The following is a 17148-nucleotide window of genomic DNA, read 5'->3' on the forward strand; positions in this document are numbered from 1 at the left end:
AAGTAGAGACACGCTAGAACGGGACATGACCGACAACAGCCTTGCCATCACCAAAATCGGCGATCTCGCCAACCCCACGCGGTTTCTTGCGCTGGTCGGGAAAATCCTGCCCTGGTTTGCCGGAACGACCGTGTTGCTTTTCGTCTTAGGGCTCTACCTCGGATTCTCATCGGAGACGGACTATCAGCAGGGCGACACGGTGCGCATCATGTATGTGCATGTGCCCGCCGCATGGCTCTCGATGATGTGTTATTCCGTGATGGCGCTCTCGGCGATCGGAACGCTGGTCTGGCGCCATCCGCTGGCCGATGTCAGCCACAAAGCCGCCGCACCGCTTGGCGCAGCCTTTACCCTGATTGCACTCATTACCGGTTCTCTTTGGGGCAAGCCGATGTGGGGAACATGGTGGGTCTGGGATGCCCGCCTCACCTCTGTCTTCGTGCTCTTCCTGATGTATCTCGGCTTGATCGCGCTGAACCGCGCCATGGACGACCCCTCCAAGGCAGCACGCGTCAGTTCGGTGCTCATCCTGGTCGGCTTCGTCAACATCCCGATCATCAAGTTTTCGGTCGAATGGTGGAATACGCTGCACCAGCCTGCGAGCGTCATGCGTCTCGATGGACCGACCATTGATCCGGAATTTCTCTGGCCGTTGCTGATCATGGCCCTGGCCTTCACCCTCCTCTTCTTCACGCTGCATATGATGGCTATGCGCAATGAAATCTGGCGCCGCCGGATCGGGGCGCAGCGGCGATTGGCCGCCCGCCTGGCCGGCCGGGAGAACGCCGCATGAGCCACGCGTTTTACGTCATTGGTTCCTATCTTCTGACGGCAGGTATCTGTTTCGGCTTGACGACCTGGGTCTATCTCGATGGTCGGGCACGTCAGGCCGAATTGAAGGCGCTTGAGGCACAGGGTATTCGCCGTCGCTCCGCGCAACCATCTTCCGCGCAGGACAGCAAAGCATGACTGAAGAATCCGAGCAGCACGTTTCCAGCGCAAAGGGACGGGGACGCTATCTGATCGCAGCGTTGCCGCTCGTCCTGTTTGCGGGCCTTGCCACGATCTTCATGACCCAGCTTCAATCCGGCCGGGACGTTTCAGAGATCCCATCGGCTTTGCTCGGCACGAAGGCGCCGCCGCTCCAACTCACCGCACTCGACGGTTCTGAGCGGCCAGCGCTGACCACAACGGCGATCTCCGGCAAGCTGACGCTGGTCAACGTCTTCGCCTCCTGGTGCGTACCCTGCCGCCAGGAACATCCAATGCTGCTTGAGCTTTCCAAAGACCCTCGGGTCAACGTGGTCGGGATCAACTACAAGGACCGGAACGACAACGCGCTCCGCTTTCTTGGCGAACTTGGCAATCCCTATGCCGCGATCGGGGTCGATCCAAACGGCAAGGCAGCGATTGACTGGGGCGTCTACGGAATCCCGGAAAGCTATCTTGTCGGCCCCGACGGAACGATCCTCTATAAGAAGGTCGGCCCCTTCGATCCGGACACCTTCCAGACTCAGCTCATGCCGGCAATCGAAAAGGCCTTGAAGGGCTCCTGATCGTCAGAGCGCAGCCTGCCAAGTCTTCACGGCCTCTATCGGCCAGACCAGCATCAGGACATTGAGTGTCAGATTGTCGCGGATGACGAATGCCGTGATCACCTCGAAGCCGAGTGCGATGACGACGGTCAGCCAGACCGGTACGCGGGCCGCAAAGAAGAAACCGGCGATCATGGAAACCATGTCCATCCCGGAATTCAGAATGCTGTCGCCGGTATAGCCGACCGCCATCGTCGCCGTGCGATAGCGGTCGATGACGATGGGTGAATTCTCGAGGATCTCCCATCCCGCTTCGATGAGGGCCGCGAGTGCGAGTTTCGCTGTAAGCGGCTTCTTCCGAAGGACAAGCCAACCCAAGCCATAAAACAGGAAGCCGTGTATGATGTGAGACGGCGTGTACCAGTCGAACAGGTGCTGCGAATTGCCTGGGGTGTTCACGCCCGCTTCGAAGAGCTTCACGTAGCCGCATTCACAGATCCAGATGCGACCCATCAGATACTGAGAGACGATCTGGATCAGGATGATGACACCTGTCACGATCAGCCAGAAGCGGGTGGTGGAATTGCTGTCCGTCTGGCTGGCGGTGTCGATCATTTCTGTTCCTTGTCTTCCAGAGAGTGCTTCATGATCAGCGGCATCTGCGCCAATGTAAAAAGAATGGTGATCGGCATTGTGCCCCAGACCTTGAAGCTGACCCAGACATCGTCGGAGAAATTGCGCCAGACGACTTCGTTCAGGACCGCGAGGAAGAGGAAGAAGACACCCCAGCGCAGCGTAAGCTTGCGCCAGCCCTCAGCATCAAGCTGAAACGCCGCATTGAAGACATAACCGAGTAGAGAAGTTCCGAATACGAGGCCGCCGAGCAACACGACACCGAACAGCGTGTTGACGATGGTCGGCTTCATCTTGATGAAAGTCTCATCCTGCAGCCAGATGGAAAGGCCGCCAAAGACCATCACGACCACGCCGGATACTAGCGGCATGACCGGCAGATGCTTGAAGACGATCTTCGACACCAGAAGCGAGATCACCGTCGCCACCATGAACAGAGCGGTCGCGATCAGCAGTGGTCCGCCGATCGCCGTCAGTTCGGGAAAGGTGCGTGACAGCCATTCTCCACGCAGGTTGCCGAAGAAGAAGACCATCAACGGTCCAAGCTCGAGCGCCATCTTCAGCAGCGGATGCTGCTTGTCAGCCTTGGAAGCGTGGGTATCGGTGGATGTATCCGACATGATGTCGTTCCCTCAAATTTCCGGCGCTCAGCGCGCGATGCCGGCAATGGCGCTGGCGAAGTCTTCCGCCTCGAAGGGTTCAAGGTCGTCGATGCCTTCGCCGACGCCGATGAAATAGACGGGCAGCTTATGCTTGGCCGCGATGGCAACCAGGATGCCGCCGCGCGCCGTGCCATCGAGCTTGGTCATGATCAGGCCGTTGACGCCCGCCACATTGCGGAAGATCTCGACCTGCTGCAGGGCGTTCTGGCCTGTCGTTGCGTCGAGCGTCTGCAGCACGGTATGCGGCGCATCCGGATCGAGCTTGCCGAGAACGCGGACGATCTTTTCCAGTTCCGCCATCAGTTCCGCCTTGTTCTGCAGGCGGCCGGCGGTGTCGATGATCAGGACGTCGGCCTTGTCAGCCTTGGCCTTCTCGAAGGCTTCGTAGGCGAGGCCTGCGGCATCAGCGCCGAGTTTGGTACCGATAAAGGTGGAGCCGGTGCGGTCCGCCCAGATCTTCAGCTGCTCGATAGCCGCGGCACGGAAGGTGTCGCCTGCGGCGAGCATTACCTTTAGCCCCGAGCCCGAGAGCTTGGCGGCGAGTTTGCCGATGGTCGTCGTCTTGCCGGTGCCGTTCACACCGACGACGAGGATGACATGCGGCTTGTGGCTGAGATCGAGTGCCAGCGGTTTGGCGACCGGCTTCAGCACCTTGACGATCTCTGTCGCCATGATCTTGGTCACGTCCTCGCCGGTCACATCCTTGCCGTAGCGCTCGGAGGCCAGCGTGTCCGTGACGCGGAGTGCCGTTTCGACCCCGAGGTCGGCCTGGATCAGCAGGTCTTCCAGTTCTTCCAGCGTCTCATCGTCCAGCTTGCGCTTGGTGAAGAGCGCGGTGATCTGGCTCGTCAGCTGCGAGGAGGTGCGGAAGAGGCCAGCCTTCAGGCGCTGGAACCAGCTCAGCTTTTCCGCAGGCGCTGGGGCTTCGGGCTCCGGAGCTCTCGCCTCAGCCGCCGCGAAACCTTTGGGCAGAACGGGGACAATGGGCTCCGATGCTGAAGCCGAAACGGCCGCAGATTCACCTTCTGCTTCCGGCTCATTGGCTGACACTGCCTGAACTTCGGCCTTCTCTTCCTCGGCTTCTGCTTCGAGCACTTCGAGTGGCACCATGGAGAGATCTTCGGGAGAAAGATCATCCGCCGGCCCGCCGGCCGTTTCCATTTCTTCTGCGAGAACCGGATCTTCGGCCAAAGGCAAATCTTCGTCGCGACCCTTCGGCTCGCTTTCGGTCGAGATCGCAGCCTTTTCCTCGGCTGTCAGCTCCGCCGGCACTGCAGGCGTTTCTGCCGGCTTCTCCTTGCCGAAGGTGAAGACTTTCTTGATGAAGCCGAGGGCCATGGTCACTCTATTCCGTCTGTCAGGCAGCCGCGCTTGCCGCTGCCGATGCAATCGTCAGATGGCGGCCGGTGTGGCCGCCGATCGAGACCTCGACGAGGCTGCCGGCTTTCATGCCGGGCGCTGCGACGAGGGTGAAGTCTTCCGTATGCGCCATTTCGTTGCGCTCGACCAGCAGCTTCTGGCGGGTGCCGACATGCGAAGCCAGATGCACAGCCTGCAATCTTTCGGCCACGGCCCGAAGCTCTGCGGCACGCGCCTTGACGAGCGCCCGGTCAAGCTGCGGCATGCGAGCCGCCGGGGTCCCTGGACGCGGGCTGTAAGGGAATACATGCAGGTGCGCGATGCCGATTTCCTCGGCGAGGCGCGCCGAGTTTGCCGCCATCTCCTCGGTCTCCGTCGGGAAACCGGCGATCATATCGGCGCCAAAGGCAAAGCCGGGGCGCAGGCGCCGGACCTGTTCGGCAAAGGCAATCGCATCAGAACGCGAATGCCTTCGCTTCATGCGCTTCAGAATCATGTCGTCGCCGTGTTGCAACGACAGGTGCAGATGCGGCATGAAACGCGGCTCGTCAGCGATCAGGTCGAAGAGATGACTGTCCACCTCAATGCTGTCGATCGAGGAGAGGCGAAGCCGCACAATCTCCGGCACCTGCTTCAAAAGCGTCTTGGCGAGAAGGCCAAGCGTCGGCGTGCCTGGGAGATCGGCGCCATAGCTCGTGGCGTCCACTCCGGTCAGCACCACTTCGCGATAACCGTTCTCGACAAGCTTGCGCGCTTGCTCAACGACGGCGCCCATGGGCACGGAGCGCGAATTGCCGCGGCCATAGGGAATGATGCAGAAGGTGCAGCGGTGGTCGCAGCCATTCTGCACCTGCAGGAAGCCGCGCACATGACCGTCGATATGCGCCACCATCTGCGGTGCTGTCTCGGTCACACTCATGATGTCGTTGACGGCGATTTTCTCTTCCGCCGATACGCCAAAATCCGGCAAGCGGCGATAGTGCTCGGCCTTCAGCTTCTCCTCGTTGCCAAGGACGGCGTCCACCTCAGGCATATCAGCGAAGTTTTGCGCTTCCGTCTGGGCAGCGCAGCCGGTGACGATGATACGGGCTTCCGGGTTTTCCCGGCGCGCCCGGCGGATCGCCTGACGAGCCTGGCGTACGGCCTCTGAGGTGACCGCACAAGTGTTGACGAGGATCGCGTTGTCGAGGCCGGCCTTGGCGGCTTCGGCCTTCATGACCTCGGATTCATAGGTGTTCAGGCGACAGCCGAAGGTGATGACCTCGACGGCGCCTTGTCGCGCGGAGGTCACAGGGTGGCGGCCTCTGCATCGGCGCTCACATCGCGCTGCCAGCTTCCGGTCACCGGATCAACCGTGCCGGACCACTCCCATTCCGCGGGGCCGGTCATGACGACCTTGTCGTCGGCGCGCCAGTCGATGGTCAGCGTGCCGCGATTGGGGCTCGACGCCACCGTGATCGTCACCTTGCGCTCGGTGCGACCGGTGCGCGCAGCAGAGACGCCGGCGGCGCAGGCAGCAGAGCCGCAGGCAAGCGTCAGACCGGCGCCGCGCTCCCAGGTGCGCGTGATCATCGTCGTCTTCGAGGTGACCTGGGCGAGCGTGATATTGGCCTTTTCCGGGAAGATCGGATGGTTTTCCAGGAGCGGACCGAAGCGTTCCAGGTCATAGGTCATCGGATCGCGATCGACCCAGAAGACGGCATGCGGATTGCCCATCGACATGGCCGAGGGCGAATGCAGGATCGGCGCGTCGATCGGCCCGATCTGCAGCTCGATGCGGCTGGTGTCGTGGAATTCTTCCGACAGCGGAATCTTGTCCCAGGCAAAGACCGGCTTGCCCATGTCGACGGAGATCGTGCCGTCCGGATGCTCGACGGCGTTCAGAATGCCGGCAATGGTCTGAAAGGTGAAGCTCTTGCGGCCGGTTTCGGCGGCGAGCGCCTGCACCACGCAGCGCGTTCCGTTGCCGCAGGCCTGCGCCTTCGAGCCATCGCAATTCAGGATGTCGATATAGGCGTCGGTGCCGTCGACCCTGGGATCATGGATCGCCATGATCTGGTCGAAGGCGGTCGCCGGGTCGGCGGCAAGCGCGATGGCGGCAGCCGGCGTCACCCGGTCGGTGCGGCCGCGCATGTCGACGACCAGGATCTTGTTGCCAAGCCCGTTCATCCTCGCGAATTCGACCCGATCCGACATCGTCACTCCAGAAAGCTGCATTTTCAGCCTATATGGCGGAAATGCAGCCGAATTACCAGTGGAGCGACCAAAACCGCGCATGCATGGTCAACGCCATGGTTCGGTCACTTCAAGCCATTCCCGGGTTCGCGCCTCAGGATCGGCATTGAGCGTGATGTCGGTGACCACCGCGGCGCTGTCAGCACCTGCTGCAAAGACACCAGGCAGACGGTCGGGGCGGAGGCCGCCGATCGCGACCAGGGGCAGGGGGCAGATCTTTTCCTTCCACACTGTCAGTCGTTCCAGGCCCTGCGGCGCCCAGGGCATTTTTTTCAGGATCGTCGGATAGACCGGGCCGAGGGCAACATAGTCAGGTTTGGCGGCCAACGCCGTTTCGAGTTCGGCCTCGTCATGGGTCGAGAGGCCAAGCTTGAGGCCCGCGCTGCGGATGGCTGCGAGGTCTGCCGTCGCCAGATCCTCCTGTCCCAGATGCACGAAGTCGCAGGCCTCGTCGATGGCGATCTGCCAGAAGTCGTTGACGATGAGCTGGCAGCCATGATCGGCACTGCATTGCCGGGCGCGTCGAATATGCTGGCGAAGCACGCTTTCCTCGGCGTCCTTCATCCGCAGCTGCACCAGCTTGACCCCCAGCGGCACAAGCCGTTCGATCCAGTCGGCGCTGTCGACGATCAGGTAGAAGGGATCGAGCTTCATGCGAAGACGCCCTTTCCGATGACGGGTGTTGACGGCACGGCCATGTCGCGCGGCTCCAGCATGCCGGCTTGATGGGCGATCTGTCCTGCCTCGATCGCCTTGGCAAAGGCCTCGGCCATATCAGCCGGATCACCCGCGCTGGCGACGGCGGTGTTGAGCAGCACGGCGTCATAGCCGAGTTCCATCACTTCAGTCGCATGGGACGGGCGACCGATGCCCGCATCGACGATCAGTGGCACGTCGGGGAATTCCGCCCGCATGGATCTGAGCCCCGGCAGATTCTGCGGCCCCATTGCGCTGCCGATCGGGGCGCACCAGGGCATCAGCACGCGGCATCCGGCGGCAAGCAGCTTTTCCCCGACCACCAGATCGTCTGTGGTATAGGGGAAGACCTCGAAGCCTTCGGTCACAAGGATCTTTGCCGCTTCCACCAGTTCGAAAACGTCGGGCTGCAGCGTGTCGTGATGGCCGATCACCTCGAGCTTGATCCAGGTGGTGCCAAAGACCTCGCGTGCCATCTTCGCCGTCAGCACCGCCTCGCGGGCGCTGTGGCAGCCGGCGGTGTTGGGCAGGACGTGAACGCCGAGATCGCGGATCAGCTGGAAGAAGGCGCCGCCCGCCTTGCCGCCCGCGGTTTCTCGGCGCAGCGAGACGGTGACGATCTCGGTCTTCGAGCGCCGCACGGCCTCCGCCAGGATTGCGGGCGAGGGGTAGCGCGCGGTGCCGAGCAAGAGGCGTGAGGAGACGGTCTTGCCATAGAGTTCCAGGGCCATCTCAGCCTCCCTGCATGGGCGAAAGGATCTCGATCCGGTCGCCCTCCTTCAAGGGATGGGCGGCGCGCTCCTCGCGGTGCACTAGGTCGCCATTGACGGCGGTGGCCAGCCAGTCGCCCTCATAGTCGAGCTTGGCGAGCAGATCGGCGAGATTGCCGGCATCGAGCTCCAGGGTTTCTCCGTTGACGGTGAGCTTCATGCGCTCCTCCTTCTCTCAGATGCGTTTGAGGTCGTCAGCCTCTCTGCCGCCTCACGCGCCAGTGCTGGAGCCAGGAGAAAGCCGTGGCGGTGCATGCCGGCGACTGCCAGACCTTCGGAGGTATCGATGAGGCGGGGCACATTGTCCGGGAAAGCCGGGCGGATGCCGGTGCCGGGTTCCACGATGCGCGCCTCGGCAAAGGCCGGGTGCAGGGCATAGGCTGTGTTGAGCAGCTCCATCATCGAACGTGCGGTGATCGGCCCGTCATCCTCCGTCTCGATCATGGTCGCGCCCAGCATGAACAGCCCGTTGCCGCGCGGCACGATGTAGAGGGGGTGGCGGGGATGCAGGAGGCGGACGGGACGAGAGAGCGTGACGTCACCCGTCTCCAAATAAAGCATCTCACCGCGCACGCCGCGCAATCCGTCGATCCCACCGATCGCCTGCGGCCCCCGGCAATCCACGACGCTCGCATAGCCTCCCGCATCGCCGGCCTCCTCCCCGAAGCGGAAGGAGACGCCCAGTTGCCGGGCCGCCTGAAAAAGATCGCGCAAGGCTTGGCGCGGATCGAGATGCGCCTCTTCCGAGAAGAAGAGGCCGGAGCTGAAACGCCCTGCGAGATCCGGCTCAAGTTCTGCGATCTCTTCCTCGCCTAGCCAGCGATGGCCGCGCGTGCGCGTCGCAAAGCGCTTGAGGTCGGCAAGATCGCGGGGATTGGCCAGCACGAGCGTGCCTCGGCGCTGGACGAGACCCGGCACGGCCTCGTCCCACCAGTCGGCGGCGGCAAGACCTGATGTCAGCACGATCTCTTCCGCCGCCTCCCGCTCGCAATAGGGAGCGAGCATGCCGCCCGCCCAATGGGAGGCGCCAAGCCCGATATCGGGCCGGCGCTCCACGACCTCGACGGAGACACCCCTGCGCGCCAGTTCCAGGGCCGTCGCGAGCCCCGCGACACCGGCGCCTTTTACCAGAACGGTCATGACCTTTCTCCCGTCTCCAGCGCTGCGACCTCGTCTGCCGTCATGTAGAGATCGCCGCCCGCCCGGTATTTCTCCGCCATGGCGGTCAGGCCCTCCTTCTGGGCCTCGGCGCGGATGTCATGCGAGATGCGCATCGAGCAGAATTTCGGCCCGCACATCGAGCAGAAATGCGCGACCTTGTGCGCCTCCTTCGGCAGCGTCTCATCATGCATCGATCGAGCCGTCTCCGGGTCGAGCGACAGGTTGAACTGGTCTTCCCAGCGGAATTCGAAGCGGGCACGGGACAGCGCATCGTCGCGCAGCTGTGCTGCCGGATGCCCCTTTGCAAGATCCGCCGCATGGGCCGCAATCTTGTAGGTGATCACCCCGACCTTAACGTCGTCGCGGTCAGGCAGCCCCAGATGCTCCTTTGGAGTGACGTAGCAGAGCATGGCCGTGCCGAACCAGCCGATCATCGCGGCACCAATGCCGGAGGTGATGTGGTCGTAGCCGGGAGCGATATCCGTCGTGAGCGGCCCCAGCGTATAGAAGGGGGCCTCACCGCAGGTCTTCAGCTGCTTGTCCATGTTCTCCTTGATCTTGTGCATGGGGACATGACCGGGACCCTCGATCATCACCTGGCAATCCTTCTCCCAGGCAATCTTGGTCAGCTCGCCCAGCGTCTCCAGTTCGGCAAACTGGGCGGCATCATTGGCATCGGCAATCGAGCCGGGGCGCAAGCCATCGCCCAGCGAGAAGGAGACATCGTAGGCGCGGCAGATGTCGCAGATCTCCTCGAAATGCTCGTAGAGGAAGCTCTCCTTGTGATGGTGCAGACACCACTTGGCCATGATCGAACCGCCGCGCGAGACGATGCCGGTGACGCGGTTGACGGTCAGCGGGATGTAATGCAGTCGAACGCCGGCATGGATGGTGAAATAGTCGACGCCCTGCTCGGCCTGTTCGATCAGCGTGTCGCGATAGACCTCCCAGGTCAGGTCCTCTGCAATGCCGCCGACCTTTTCCAGCGCCTGGTAGAGCGGCACGGTGCCGATCGGAACCGGCGAATTGCGAATGATCCAGTCGCGGATGTTGTGAATGTTGCGGCCTGTCGAGAGATCCATGACCGTATCGGCACCCCAGCGGATCGCCCAGACCATCTTCTCGACCTCTTCGGCCATGGAGGACGTGACGGCCGAGTTGCCGATATTGGCGTTGATCTTGACCAGGAAGTTCCGGCCGATAATCATCGGCTCCAGTTCCGGATGATTGATGTTGGCGGGGATGATCGCCCGTCCCAGCGCGATCTCCTGCCGGACGAATTCGGGCGTCACATAATCGGGGATCGCGGCGCCAAAACTTTCGCCGTCGCGGACGAGCGCTTGCCTTACAGCCTTTCGGCCAAGGTTTTCACGAATGGCCACATATTCCATTTCCGGCGTGATGATGCCGGCACGGGCATAGGAAAGCTGCGTCACGGCCTTGCCGCCCGTGGCGCGAAGCGGGCGATGATTCACGGGAAACACCGGCGTCATCTTTTCCAGCGAGACGAAGCCGTTGTCCTCAGGCTTTACATCGCGTCCGTCATAGGTCTCGACATCGCCACGCGCTTCGACCCAGGCCGTTCGATGGCGGGCAAGCCCATGGTCGATGGCGATGGTCGCCTGCGGGTCGGTATAGGGGCCGGAGGAGTCATAGACATTCACAGGCGCTTCGCCGGAGGTCGGGTGCAGGGCTATCTGGCGCAGGGGGACGCGAATGTCCGGATGGATGTCTGCTGCTAAGAAGATCTTGGTCGAGGCAGGAAGCGGCCCGGTGGTGACGTCGGGCCTGTTGAAATCAGGGGCAATGTTCATCGTGGAGCTCCAAGTGTTCAGGTTGGAGACCCAGTCATGTCAGCCGGAATGATGGAAAGACGCCACGGGATTCGGGTGTTCGAATCGTCGTTTTTGCAGCGCTCGCACCGTCCCTACGCCAGTATGAACTGGATCAGGTTCAACGGGTCACCGCGCTGCCATTGTGGCGTAGCGATATCTCAGCCCCTTGTCGGGACACCCCTGGTGAATGCGTGAAGTGTGGTCAAAAGCGTGGTCGCTGTCAACGCGGAACGTGACGCTCAGGCAATCGCACGCGGAACCTCGAACTGTTGGCCGGGTCTCAAGCCCTTGAAGCGCTCGGTTCCGACGCCTGCCGAGGACATAGCCGCTACAAGCGCCTTCGGCGGATCATCAATGCCTTCATTGGTCAGCTGGAAGGTGCCGAAGTGGTGGCCGATGCCGAAAGCCGCACCGCTCAAACCGAAGCCTGCGATCGCTTCCTCCGGGTTCTGGTGCTGCGCCTTCATGAACCAGCGCGGCTCGTAGGCACCGATCGGCATGATGGCGAGCCTGATGTCGCCATGCGTCTCGCGAATCTCGCGATAGTGGATTCCGTCCGCAAAACCGGTATCGCCGATATGGTAGATCTTGCCGCCTGGCGTTTCCAGGACGAAGGCCGCCCAGAGCGCCATCCGCCGGTCGCCCATGCCGCGCGCCGACCAGTGGTGACAGGGCTCGCAATGGATAATGACGTCATTGCCAATCTCGATCCGGTCACCCCAATCCATGACGCTTGCCTCCATCTGAGGCACATCGCTGCGGATGATCGTGTCGTTGCCGAGGGGCGTGACGAGGCGCGGGCTGTCCCGCTCGATCAGACGTTTCAGGGTCGCGATGTCGAGGTGGTCGTAGTGATTGTGCGTCACGATCACGATGTCGATCTTCGGCAAATCGTCGAAGGCAACGCCGGGTGGATTGTTGCGTTTCGGCCCGGCAAAGGAGACCGGGCTTGCGCGTTCCGACCAGACCGGATCGGTCAGGATGTTGAGGCCCGCCGTCTGGATGAGCAGGGTCGCATGGCCGACCATGGTGACAACAAGCCGGCTCCCTTCGACGCGCGGTTCCGGCTTGGTCGTGACGAAATTCGCTGTCGCCACCGCCTTGGGCCAGTCGATCTTGCCCCCACCGAATTGCCAGCGGAGCAGATCGGTGAAGCCGCGGGGCTCTTCCCCACCCGGGTTGAAGAACACCTTGCCGTCGAAATGATCCGAGAGGGGACCAGAATAGTAGCGATTGCCCGCCTGCGCTTCGCGCATGCCGAGACCTCCCAGCGTTGCGGCAACGAGCCCGAAGCCCGACCATTTGAGAAAGCTGCGTCTGTTCATGGCTTACCCATATGTGGTTTCGTCAATTCTACGACAATAGGCCTGTTGCAGATCGCCAAACGGGCTCGGAATGCCGCAAAATCGGGAGTTCGCTTGACTTCCAGACTGTTTTCCTGTTTATCCGCCGCAATCTGCGAAGAGACGAGTACTCCGAGCCGCCGACCGGGACCCGAAAAGGTGTAAAGAGATCCCGGAGGTCAACACCCGACAGCGCGATGCGCCCTCGGGTGCTTTTTGGCTTTGCGTCTTGTTTTCCGCGTGGAGAAGACCGAGGTTTGGGTTTCCCCTGACCATGCAAGGAAGAGCCGATGTTTGAGAACCTCCAGGACCGACTTGGATCCATTCTGAATGGACTGACCGGCCGTGGCGCACTGTCCGAGGCGGATGTCTCGGCCGCTCTGCGCGAGGTCCGTCGTGCCCTTCTCGAAGCTGACGTCGCTCTCGAAGTGGTCCGCGCCTTCACCGAAAAGGTCCGCGAAAAGGCTGTCGGTGCGGCGGTTCTGAAGTCGATCAAGCCCGGGCAGATGGTCGTCAAGATCGTCCATGACGAACTGGTCGAGATGCTCGGCACGGAAGGTGTCTCCATCGACCTCAATGCCGCAGCCCCCGTCGTCATCATGATGGTCGGCCTGCAGGGTTCGGGTAAGACGACCACCACCGGCAAGATCGCCAAGCGCCTGACGGATCGCGAGAAGAAGAAGGTCCTGATGGCCTCGCTCGACACGCGTCGTCCGGCCGCCCAGGAACAGCTTCGCCAGCTTGGCGTGCAGACCGGCGTCGACACGCTGCCTGTTATTGCCGGCCAGTCTCCGACCGATATCGCCAGCCGCGCCGTTCAGGCCGCGAAGCTCGGCGGTCATGACATCGTCATTCTCGATACCGCCGGCCGTACGCATATCGACGAGCCGCTGATGATCGAGATGGCCGAGATCAAGGCCCGCTCCAAGCCACATGAAATCCTGCTCGTTGCCGACTCGTTGACCGGCCAGGACGCCGTCAATCTCGCGCGCAACTTCGACGAACGCGTCGGCATCACCGGTCTCGTGCTGACCCGCATGGACGGCGATGGCCGCGGCGGTGCAGCCCTGTCGATGCGTGCCGTCACCGGCAAGCCGATCAAGCTGATCGGCGTCGGCGAAAAGATGACGGAACTCGACGAGTTCCATCCCCGCCGTATCGCCGACCGTATCCTCGGCATGGGCGATATCGTCTCGCTGGTCGAAAAGGCCGCCGAAAATATCGATGCCGAAAAAGCCCGCGCCATGGCCGAGAAGATGGCCAAGGGCAAGTTCGACCTCAACGACCTCGCCGAGCAGATCAAGCAGATGCAGGCCATGGGCGGCATGGGCGGGATCATGGGCATGATGCCGGGCATGGCCGGCATGAAGGACAAGATTTCCGCCGCCGGGCTCGATGACAAGGTCTTCAAGCGCCAGCTCGCAATCATCTCCTCAATGACCAAGGCCGAACGCGCCAATCCCGATATCCTCAAGCACTCCCGCAAAAAGCGCATTGCGAGCGGCTCCGGCACGGATGCTTCCGACATCAACAAGCTGCTCAAGATGCATCGCCAGATGGCCGACATGATGAAGGCCATGGGCGGCAAGAAGGGCGGCGGCATGATGAAGCAGATGTTGGGCGGCCTTGCCTCCAAGATGGGCCTCGGTGGAATGGGCGGCGGAATGGGCATGCCGGATCTGTCGAAGATGGACCCGAAGCAGCTCGAGGCGCTCGCCAAGCAGGCGGAAGCAGCCGGCATCAAGCCCGGCGGTCTGCCGGGTCTCGGCGGCGGTCTGCCTGGCTTGGGTGCACCGAAGCTTCCCGGCCTCGGTGGTGGCGGCTTCCCCGGTCTTCCCGGCCTGCCGAAGAAGAAGTGAGGAGAGCTTTGATGATCGATCCCACCGTCAAGGAACAGCTTTCCGGCTATCGCCAGTCGATCGACAACATCGACGCGGCGCTGGTTCACATGCTGGCTGAACGTTTCCGCTGCACCAAGGCAGTCGGTGTGCTGAAGGCCACCCACGAATTGCCGCCGGCCGACCCGGCGCGTGAAGAATACCAGATCGCCCGCCTGCGCCGCCTGGCCCAGGATGCGCATCTGGATCCGGATTTCGCCGAGAAGTTTCTGAACTTCATCATCACCGAAGTCATCCGGCATCATGAAGCCATTGCCGCCGAACATGGCGGTGCAACCGAAAAGACCGCCTGACGGCGGCCTCAACAAGAAAACGGGCATGCTTCGGCGGCCCTTATGACAAACCAAGGAGTTAAGTGCATGTCCCTGAAGATTCGTCTCGCCCGCGGTGGTTCCAAGAAGCGTCCTTACTACCAGATCGTTGTTGCCGACGCCCGCTCGCCGCGCGACGGCCGTTTTCTCGAGAAGGTTGGTTCCTGGAACCCGATGCTCGGCAAGGACAACGAAAAGCGCGTTGAACTGAACGCTGACCTGATCAAGGAATGGATCGCCAAGGGCGCCCAGCCGACCGACCGCGTTCTGCGCTTCCTCGCTGAAGCCGGTCTGGCCGAGCGCGCAGTTCGCAGCAACCCGGACAAGGCAAAGCCGGGCAAGAAGGCTCAGGAACGCGCCGCTGAAAAGGCTCAGAAGATTGCTGACGCCGCTGCCGCTGCTGCCGAAGCCGCTGCAGAATAAGCGATCTTAGATCGTTTCAGGCGGGCGGTGGGCCTCCCACCGCCCGTTTTTGCGTTTTCTTTCCCCCACGTTCCGCCTAAAAGGGTGAAGCAACGAGAACTTGTTTCAGGACTGCATATCGCCATGAGCACGCTGGAAAATCCGATATTGATGGCCGTCATTGGCGCCGCCCAGGGGTTGCGTGGCGACGTTCGGGTGAAAACCTTCACCGAGGATCAGCTTGGGCTCGCCGATTACGGCGTACTCTACAGCGCGGATGGCCGAAAGTTCGAGATCCTGGAGATCCGCGACGGCAAAACGGTGGCGATCGTTCGCTTCCGTGGCATCAATGACCGCAATGCCGCCGAAGCCCTGAACGGCACGGAACTGTTCGTCAATCGGGACGCGCTGCCCGACGAGGATCTCGACGACGACGAGTTCTACTATGCCGATCTCGAAGGCCTGGAAGTCTACGATGCCGAGAACAATCACTACGGAGCAGTAACGGCCGTTTACGACTTCGGAGCCGGCGACCTTCTTGAACTGAAGGGTCCTGGCAAGCGCCCCGTGCTTATTCCCTTTTCCGAAGCAGCCGTGCTGGAAATCGACCTTGAAGGCGGACGCCTGCTGGTCGATCCGATCGCTGCCGGCTTGAAGGACGACGGCGAAGAAAAGCCCTATGGTGCTGGCGGTGGCAAGCCCCGCCCCAATGGCGGCCGCTGATCTCAGATGGGATTCAAAGCTTCGATCCTGACGCTCTATCCGGACATGTTTCCGGGCCATCTCGGCCACGCTCTGGCCGGCCGCGCGCTGGAGCGTGGCGACTGGTCCATTGAGGCGGTGCAGATCCGTGACTTTGCCGAGGACAAGCATCGCAGCGTCGACGACACGCCCTCCGGCGGTGGCGCCGGCATGGTGTTGAAGCCGGACGTCCTGGCGCGCGCGATCGATTCCATAGCCGACGATGGAAGACCCCGCCTGCTGATGAGCCCGCGCGGCGGCCCTCTGACGCAGGAGCGTGTTCGCGAGATTGCAGCCGGTAACGGTGTCATGATCGTATGCGGCCGGTTCGAAGGGGTCGACCAGCGCGTTATCGAGGCCCGCCAGCTCGAAGAAGTCTCGATCGGCGACTACATTCTGTCCGGCGGCGAGCCTGCCGCCTTGACGCTGCTGGATTCAGTGGTTCGCATCCTGCCGGGCGTAATGGGGAACCAGCTGTCTGGTGTGCATGAAAGCTTTGAAGGCGGGCTCTTGGAGCATCCGCATTACACGAGACCCCAGGTCTTCGAAGGCCGCGAGATCCCTGAGGTTCTGACATCAGGCAATCACGCCGCAATTGAAAAATGGCGGCACGATCAGGCCGTGAAACTCACCCGCGAGCGCCGACCGGATCTCTTGGCGAACGTGTCCGCTCAGCCGGTAACGAAGTAATAGACGACAAGCCCCAGGCCCGCCGCAACCACCATCCAGCGAAGCACGGCCGGCGGCACTTTCTTTGCCACCGCAACACCGGCATAGCCACCGGCCGCGGCGGCCGGGATCATGACCAGTGCATGCAGCCACGACAGCGCCCCGGCACTGGCAAAGATGATGATGGCGACAGCCGCAATCACGATCGACAGGAAATTCTTGAGCGCATTCAGCCGATGATAGTCGCCGCCGCTCGCAAGGCCGAGCGAGGCCAGCATCATGATGCCCATCCCGGCACCGAAGAACCCGCCATAGAACGACGTGATACCCTGAAGACCCAGTCCTAGAGGACTTGCGGCGTGCCCCTCGCCCTGAGTCTTCGGTCTAAGCTGCGGCCCGGCGGCAAAGACCGCCGTGGCGCCGAGGAGAAGCCAGGGTACCATTGACCGAAAGGCCGGATTGGACAGCGAGATCAGGAACAGGGAGCCGCAGACCGCGCCGATGGCCGAGACGATCGCAAGCAGGACAGCACCACGCCAGAGCCCCCTGAACTCGCGCCGATAGGCAAGTGTCGAGGTGATATAGCCAGGAAACTGGATCACCGAAGAGGTGGCATTGGCAGCAATCGGCGGTAACCCGGCGAGGGTAAGAGCACCGAAGGTCAGAAACGTACCGCCGCCTGCGATCGCGTTGACAGCGCCGGAGAGGAAACCCGCGACGAACAGGATGACGATCATGGTTATGGACATGCAGGCTTTGTCTCCAACAGGAGGGCAAGTCTTAGGGACAGAACCCTTGCCCAGCAAGGCGCAACACCCTGCGGATCAGGAGAATTTGCATCACCAGGGGTGACAAGCAGGCCGTCATGGTGTAATGGCGCCCTCGGACATGGGCAAAA

Annotated in this window: 20 protein-coding genes and 1 riboswitch; of the genes, 8 read left to right on the top strand and 12 right to left on the bottom strand. The window is 62.0% G+C overall.

Annotation, left to right across the window (positions count from 1 at the left end):
* Window positions 1–25: 25 nt before the first annotated feature.
* From DMY87_RS10625 to DMY87_RS10635, 3 genes are read left to right on the top strand one after another with little or no spacing between them, the layout of a single operon-like run.
* The gene (locus DMY87_RS10625) at window positions 26–793 is read left to right on the top strand and encodes a heme ABC transporter permease (protein WP_110791267.1); all 768 of its coding nucleotides are present in this window, start codon (window positions 26–28) and stop codon (window positions 791–793) included.
* Entirely contained in the window at window positions 790–969 is a 180-nt protein-coding gene (gene ccmD, locus DMY87_RS10630) for a heme exporter protein CcmD (RefSeq protein ID WP_110791268.1), read from the top strand. The genes DMY87_RS10625 and ccmD overlap by 4 nt, the downstream gene beginning before the upstream one ends.
* Window positions 966–1556 (top strand): DsbE family thiol:disulfide interchange protein, encoded by a 591-nt coding sequence (locus DMY87_RS10635; protein ID WP_110791269.1) that lies wholly within the window; start codon window positions 966–968, stop codon window positions 1554–1556. The genes ccmD and DMY87_RS10635 overlap by 4 nt, the downstream gene beginning before the upstream one ends.
* Window positions 1557–1559: 3 nt before the next feature.
* On the opposite strand, the gene DMY87_RS10640 is transcribed toward DMY87_RS10635, so the two are convergent.
* From DMY87_RS10640 to DMY87_RS10690, 11 genes are all read right to left on the bottom strand, one after another.
* Window positions 1560–2150, bottom strand: a complete 591-nt coding sequence (locus DMY87_RS10640; RefSeq protein ID WP_110791270.1) for a DUF2585 domain-containing protein — start codon at window positions 2148–2150, stop codon at window positions 1560–1562.
* Window positions 2147–2788, bottom strand: a complete 642-nt coding sequence (locus tag DMY87_RS10645; protein ID WP_110791271.1) for a septation protein A — start codon at window positions 2786–2788, stop codon at window positions 2147–2149. Before DMY87_RS10645 ends, DMY87_RS10640 begins: the two co-directional genes overlap by 4 nt.
* Before the next feature lie 27 nt (window positions 2789–2815).
* Window positions 2816–4168, bottom strand: coding sequence for a signal recognition particle-docking protein FtsY (ftsY, locus tag DMY87_RS10650; protein ID WP_110791272.1), 1353 nt, complete (start codon window positions 4166–4168; stop codon window positions 2816–2818).
* Window positions 4169–4187: 19 nt separating this feature from the next.
* Window positions 4188–5480 (bottom strand): tRNA (N(6)-L-threonylcarbamoyladenosine(37)-C(2))-methylthiotransferase MtaB, encoded by a 1293-nt coding sequence (gene mtaB, locus DMY87_RS10655; protein ID WP_110791273.1) that lies wholly within the window; start codon window positions 5478–5480, stop codon window positions 4188–4190.
* Complete coding sequence (dapF, locus tag DMY87_RS10660) at window positions 5477–6385, bottom strand: diaminopimelate epimerase (protein WP_110791274.1); 909 nt, start codon at window positions 6383–6385, stop codon at window positions 5477–5479. Before dapF ends, mtaB begins: the two co-directional genes overlap by 4 nt.
* 87 nt (window positions 6386–6472) lie before the next feature.
* The gene (locus tag DMY87_RS10665; protein ID WP_110791275.1) at window positions 6473–7078 is read right to left on the bottom strand and encodes a thiamine phosphate synthase; all 606 of its coding nucleotides are present in this window, start codon (window positions 7076–7078) and stop codon (window positions 6473–6475) included.
* A complete protein-coding gene (locus tag DMY87_RS10670) occupies window positions 7075–7851 on the bottom strand; it encodes a thiazole synthase (RefSeq protein ID WP_110791276.1) in 777 nt (258 codons plus the stop codon). The genes DMY87_RS10665 and DMY87_RS10670 overlap by 4 nt, the downstream gene beginning before the upstream one ends.
* Before the next feature lies 1 nt (window position 7852).
* Window positions 7853–8050, bottom strand: coding sequence for a sulfur carrier protein ThiS (gene thiS / locus DMY87_RS10675; protein ID WP_110791277.1), 198 nt, complete (start codon window positions 8048–8050; stop codon window positions 7853–7855).
* Window positions 8047–9030, bottom strand: coding sequence for a glycine oxidase ThiO (gene thiO, locus DMY87_RS10680; RefSeq protein WP_110791278.1), 984 nt, complete (start codon window positions 9028–9030; stop codon window positions 8047–8049). The genes thiS and thiO overlap by 4 nt, the downstream gene beginning before the upstream one ends.
* Window positions 9027–10865 carry a phosphomethylpyrimidine synthase ThiC gene (thiC, locus tag DMY87_RS10685; RefSeq protein WP_110791279.1) on the bottom strand — a complete coding sequence of 613 codons (1839 nt, stop codon included), beginning with the start codon at window positions 10863–10865 and terminating at the stop codon, window positions 9027–9029. The genes thiO and thiC overlap by 4 nt, the downstream gene beginning before the upstream one ends.
* Window positions 10866–10957: 92 nt before the next feature.
* A riboswitch (TPP riboswitch) is annotated at window positions 10958–11078 on the bottom strand.
* 47 nt (window positions 11079–11125) lie between these two features.
* Window positions 11126–12211: an MBL fold metallo-hydrolase gene (locus tag DMY87_RS10690; protein ID WP_110791280.1), complete on the bottom strand. Its 1086-nt coding sequence runs from the start codon at window positions 12209–12211 to the stop codon at window positions 11126–11128.
* Window positions 12212–12519: 308 nt separating this feature from the next.
* Between DMY87_RS10690 and ffh the strand changes: the two genes are divergently transcribed.
* The 5 genes from ffh (at window position 12520) to trmD (ending at window position 16271) form a co-directional block, all read left to right on the top strand.
* Window positions 12520–14088, top strand: a complete 1569-nt coding sequence (gene ffh, locus DMY87_RS10695) for a signal recognition particle protein (protein ID WP_110791281.1) — start codon at window positions 12520–12522, stop codon at window positions 14086–14088.
* Between the two features lie 11 nt (window positions 14089–14099).
* Complete coding sequence (locus DMY87_RS10700; RefSeq protein WP_110791282.1) at window positions 14100–14420, top strand: chorismate mutase; 321 nt, start codon at window positions 14100–14102, stop codon at window positions 14418–14420.
* Between the two features lie 66 nt (window positions 14421–14486).
* Window positions 14487–14861, top strand: a complete 375-nt coding sequence (rpsP, locus tag DMY87_RS10705; RefSeq protein WP_110791283.1) for a 30S ribosomal protein S16 — start codon at window positions 14487–14489, stop codon at window positions 14859–14861.
* A gap of 123 nt (window positions 14862–14984) precedes the next feature.
* The gene (gene rimM, locus DMY87_RS10710) at window positions 14985–15563 is read left to right on the top strand and encodes a ribosome maturation factor RimM (protein ID WP_110791284.1); all 579 of its coding nucleotides are present in this window, start codon (window positions 14985–14987) and stop codon (window positions 15561–15563) included.
* Window positions 15564–15569: 6 nt separating this feature from the next.
* Window positions 15570–16271: a tRNA (guanosine(37)-N1)-methyltransferase TrmD gene (gene trmD / locus DMY87_RS10715; protein ID WP_110791285.1), complete on the top strand. Its 702-nt coding sequence runs from the start codon at window positions 15570–15572 to the stop codon at window positions 16269–16271.
* On the opposite strand, the gene DMY87_RS10720 is transcribed toward trmD, so the two are convergent.
* Window positions 16253–16999: a sulfite exporter TauE/SafE family protein gene (locus DMY87_RS10720; RefSeq protein ID WP_110791286.1), complete on the bottom strand. Its 747-nt coding sequence runs from the start codon at window positions 16997–16999 to the stop codon at window positions 16253–16255. The two genes, trmD and DMY87_RS10720, sit on opposite strands and share 19 nt — an antisense overlap.
* Between the last annotated feature and the right edge of the window lie 149 nt (window positions 17000–17148).

The sequence above is a fragment of the Peteryoungia wuzhouensis genome (genome assembly GCF_003205195.1).
Taxonomy (GTDB): Bacteria; Pseudomonadota; Alphaproteobacteria; order Rhizobiales; family Rhizobiaceae; genus Allorhizobium; species Allorhizobium wuzhouense.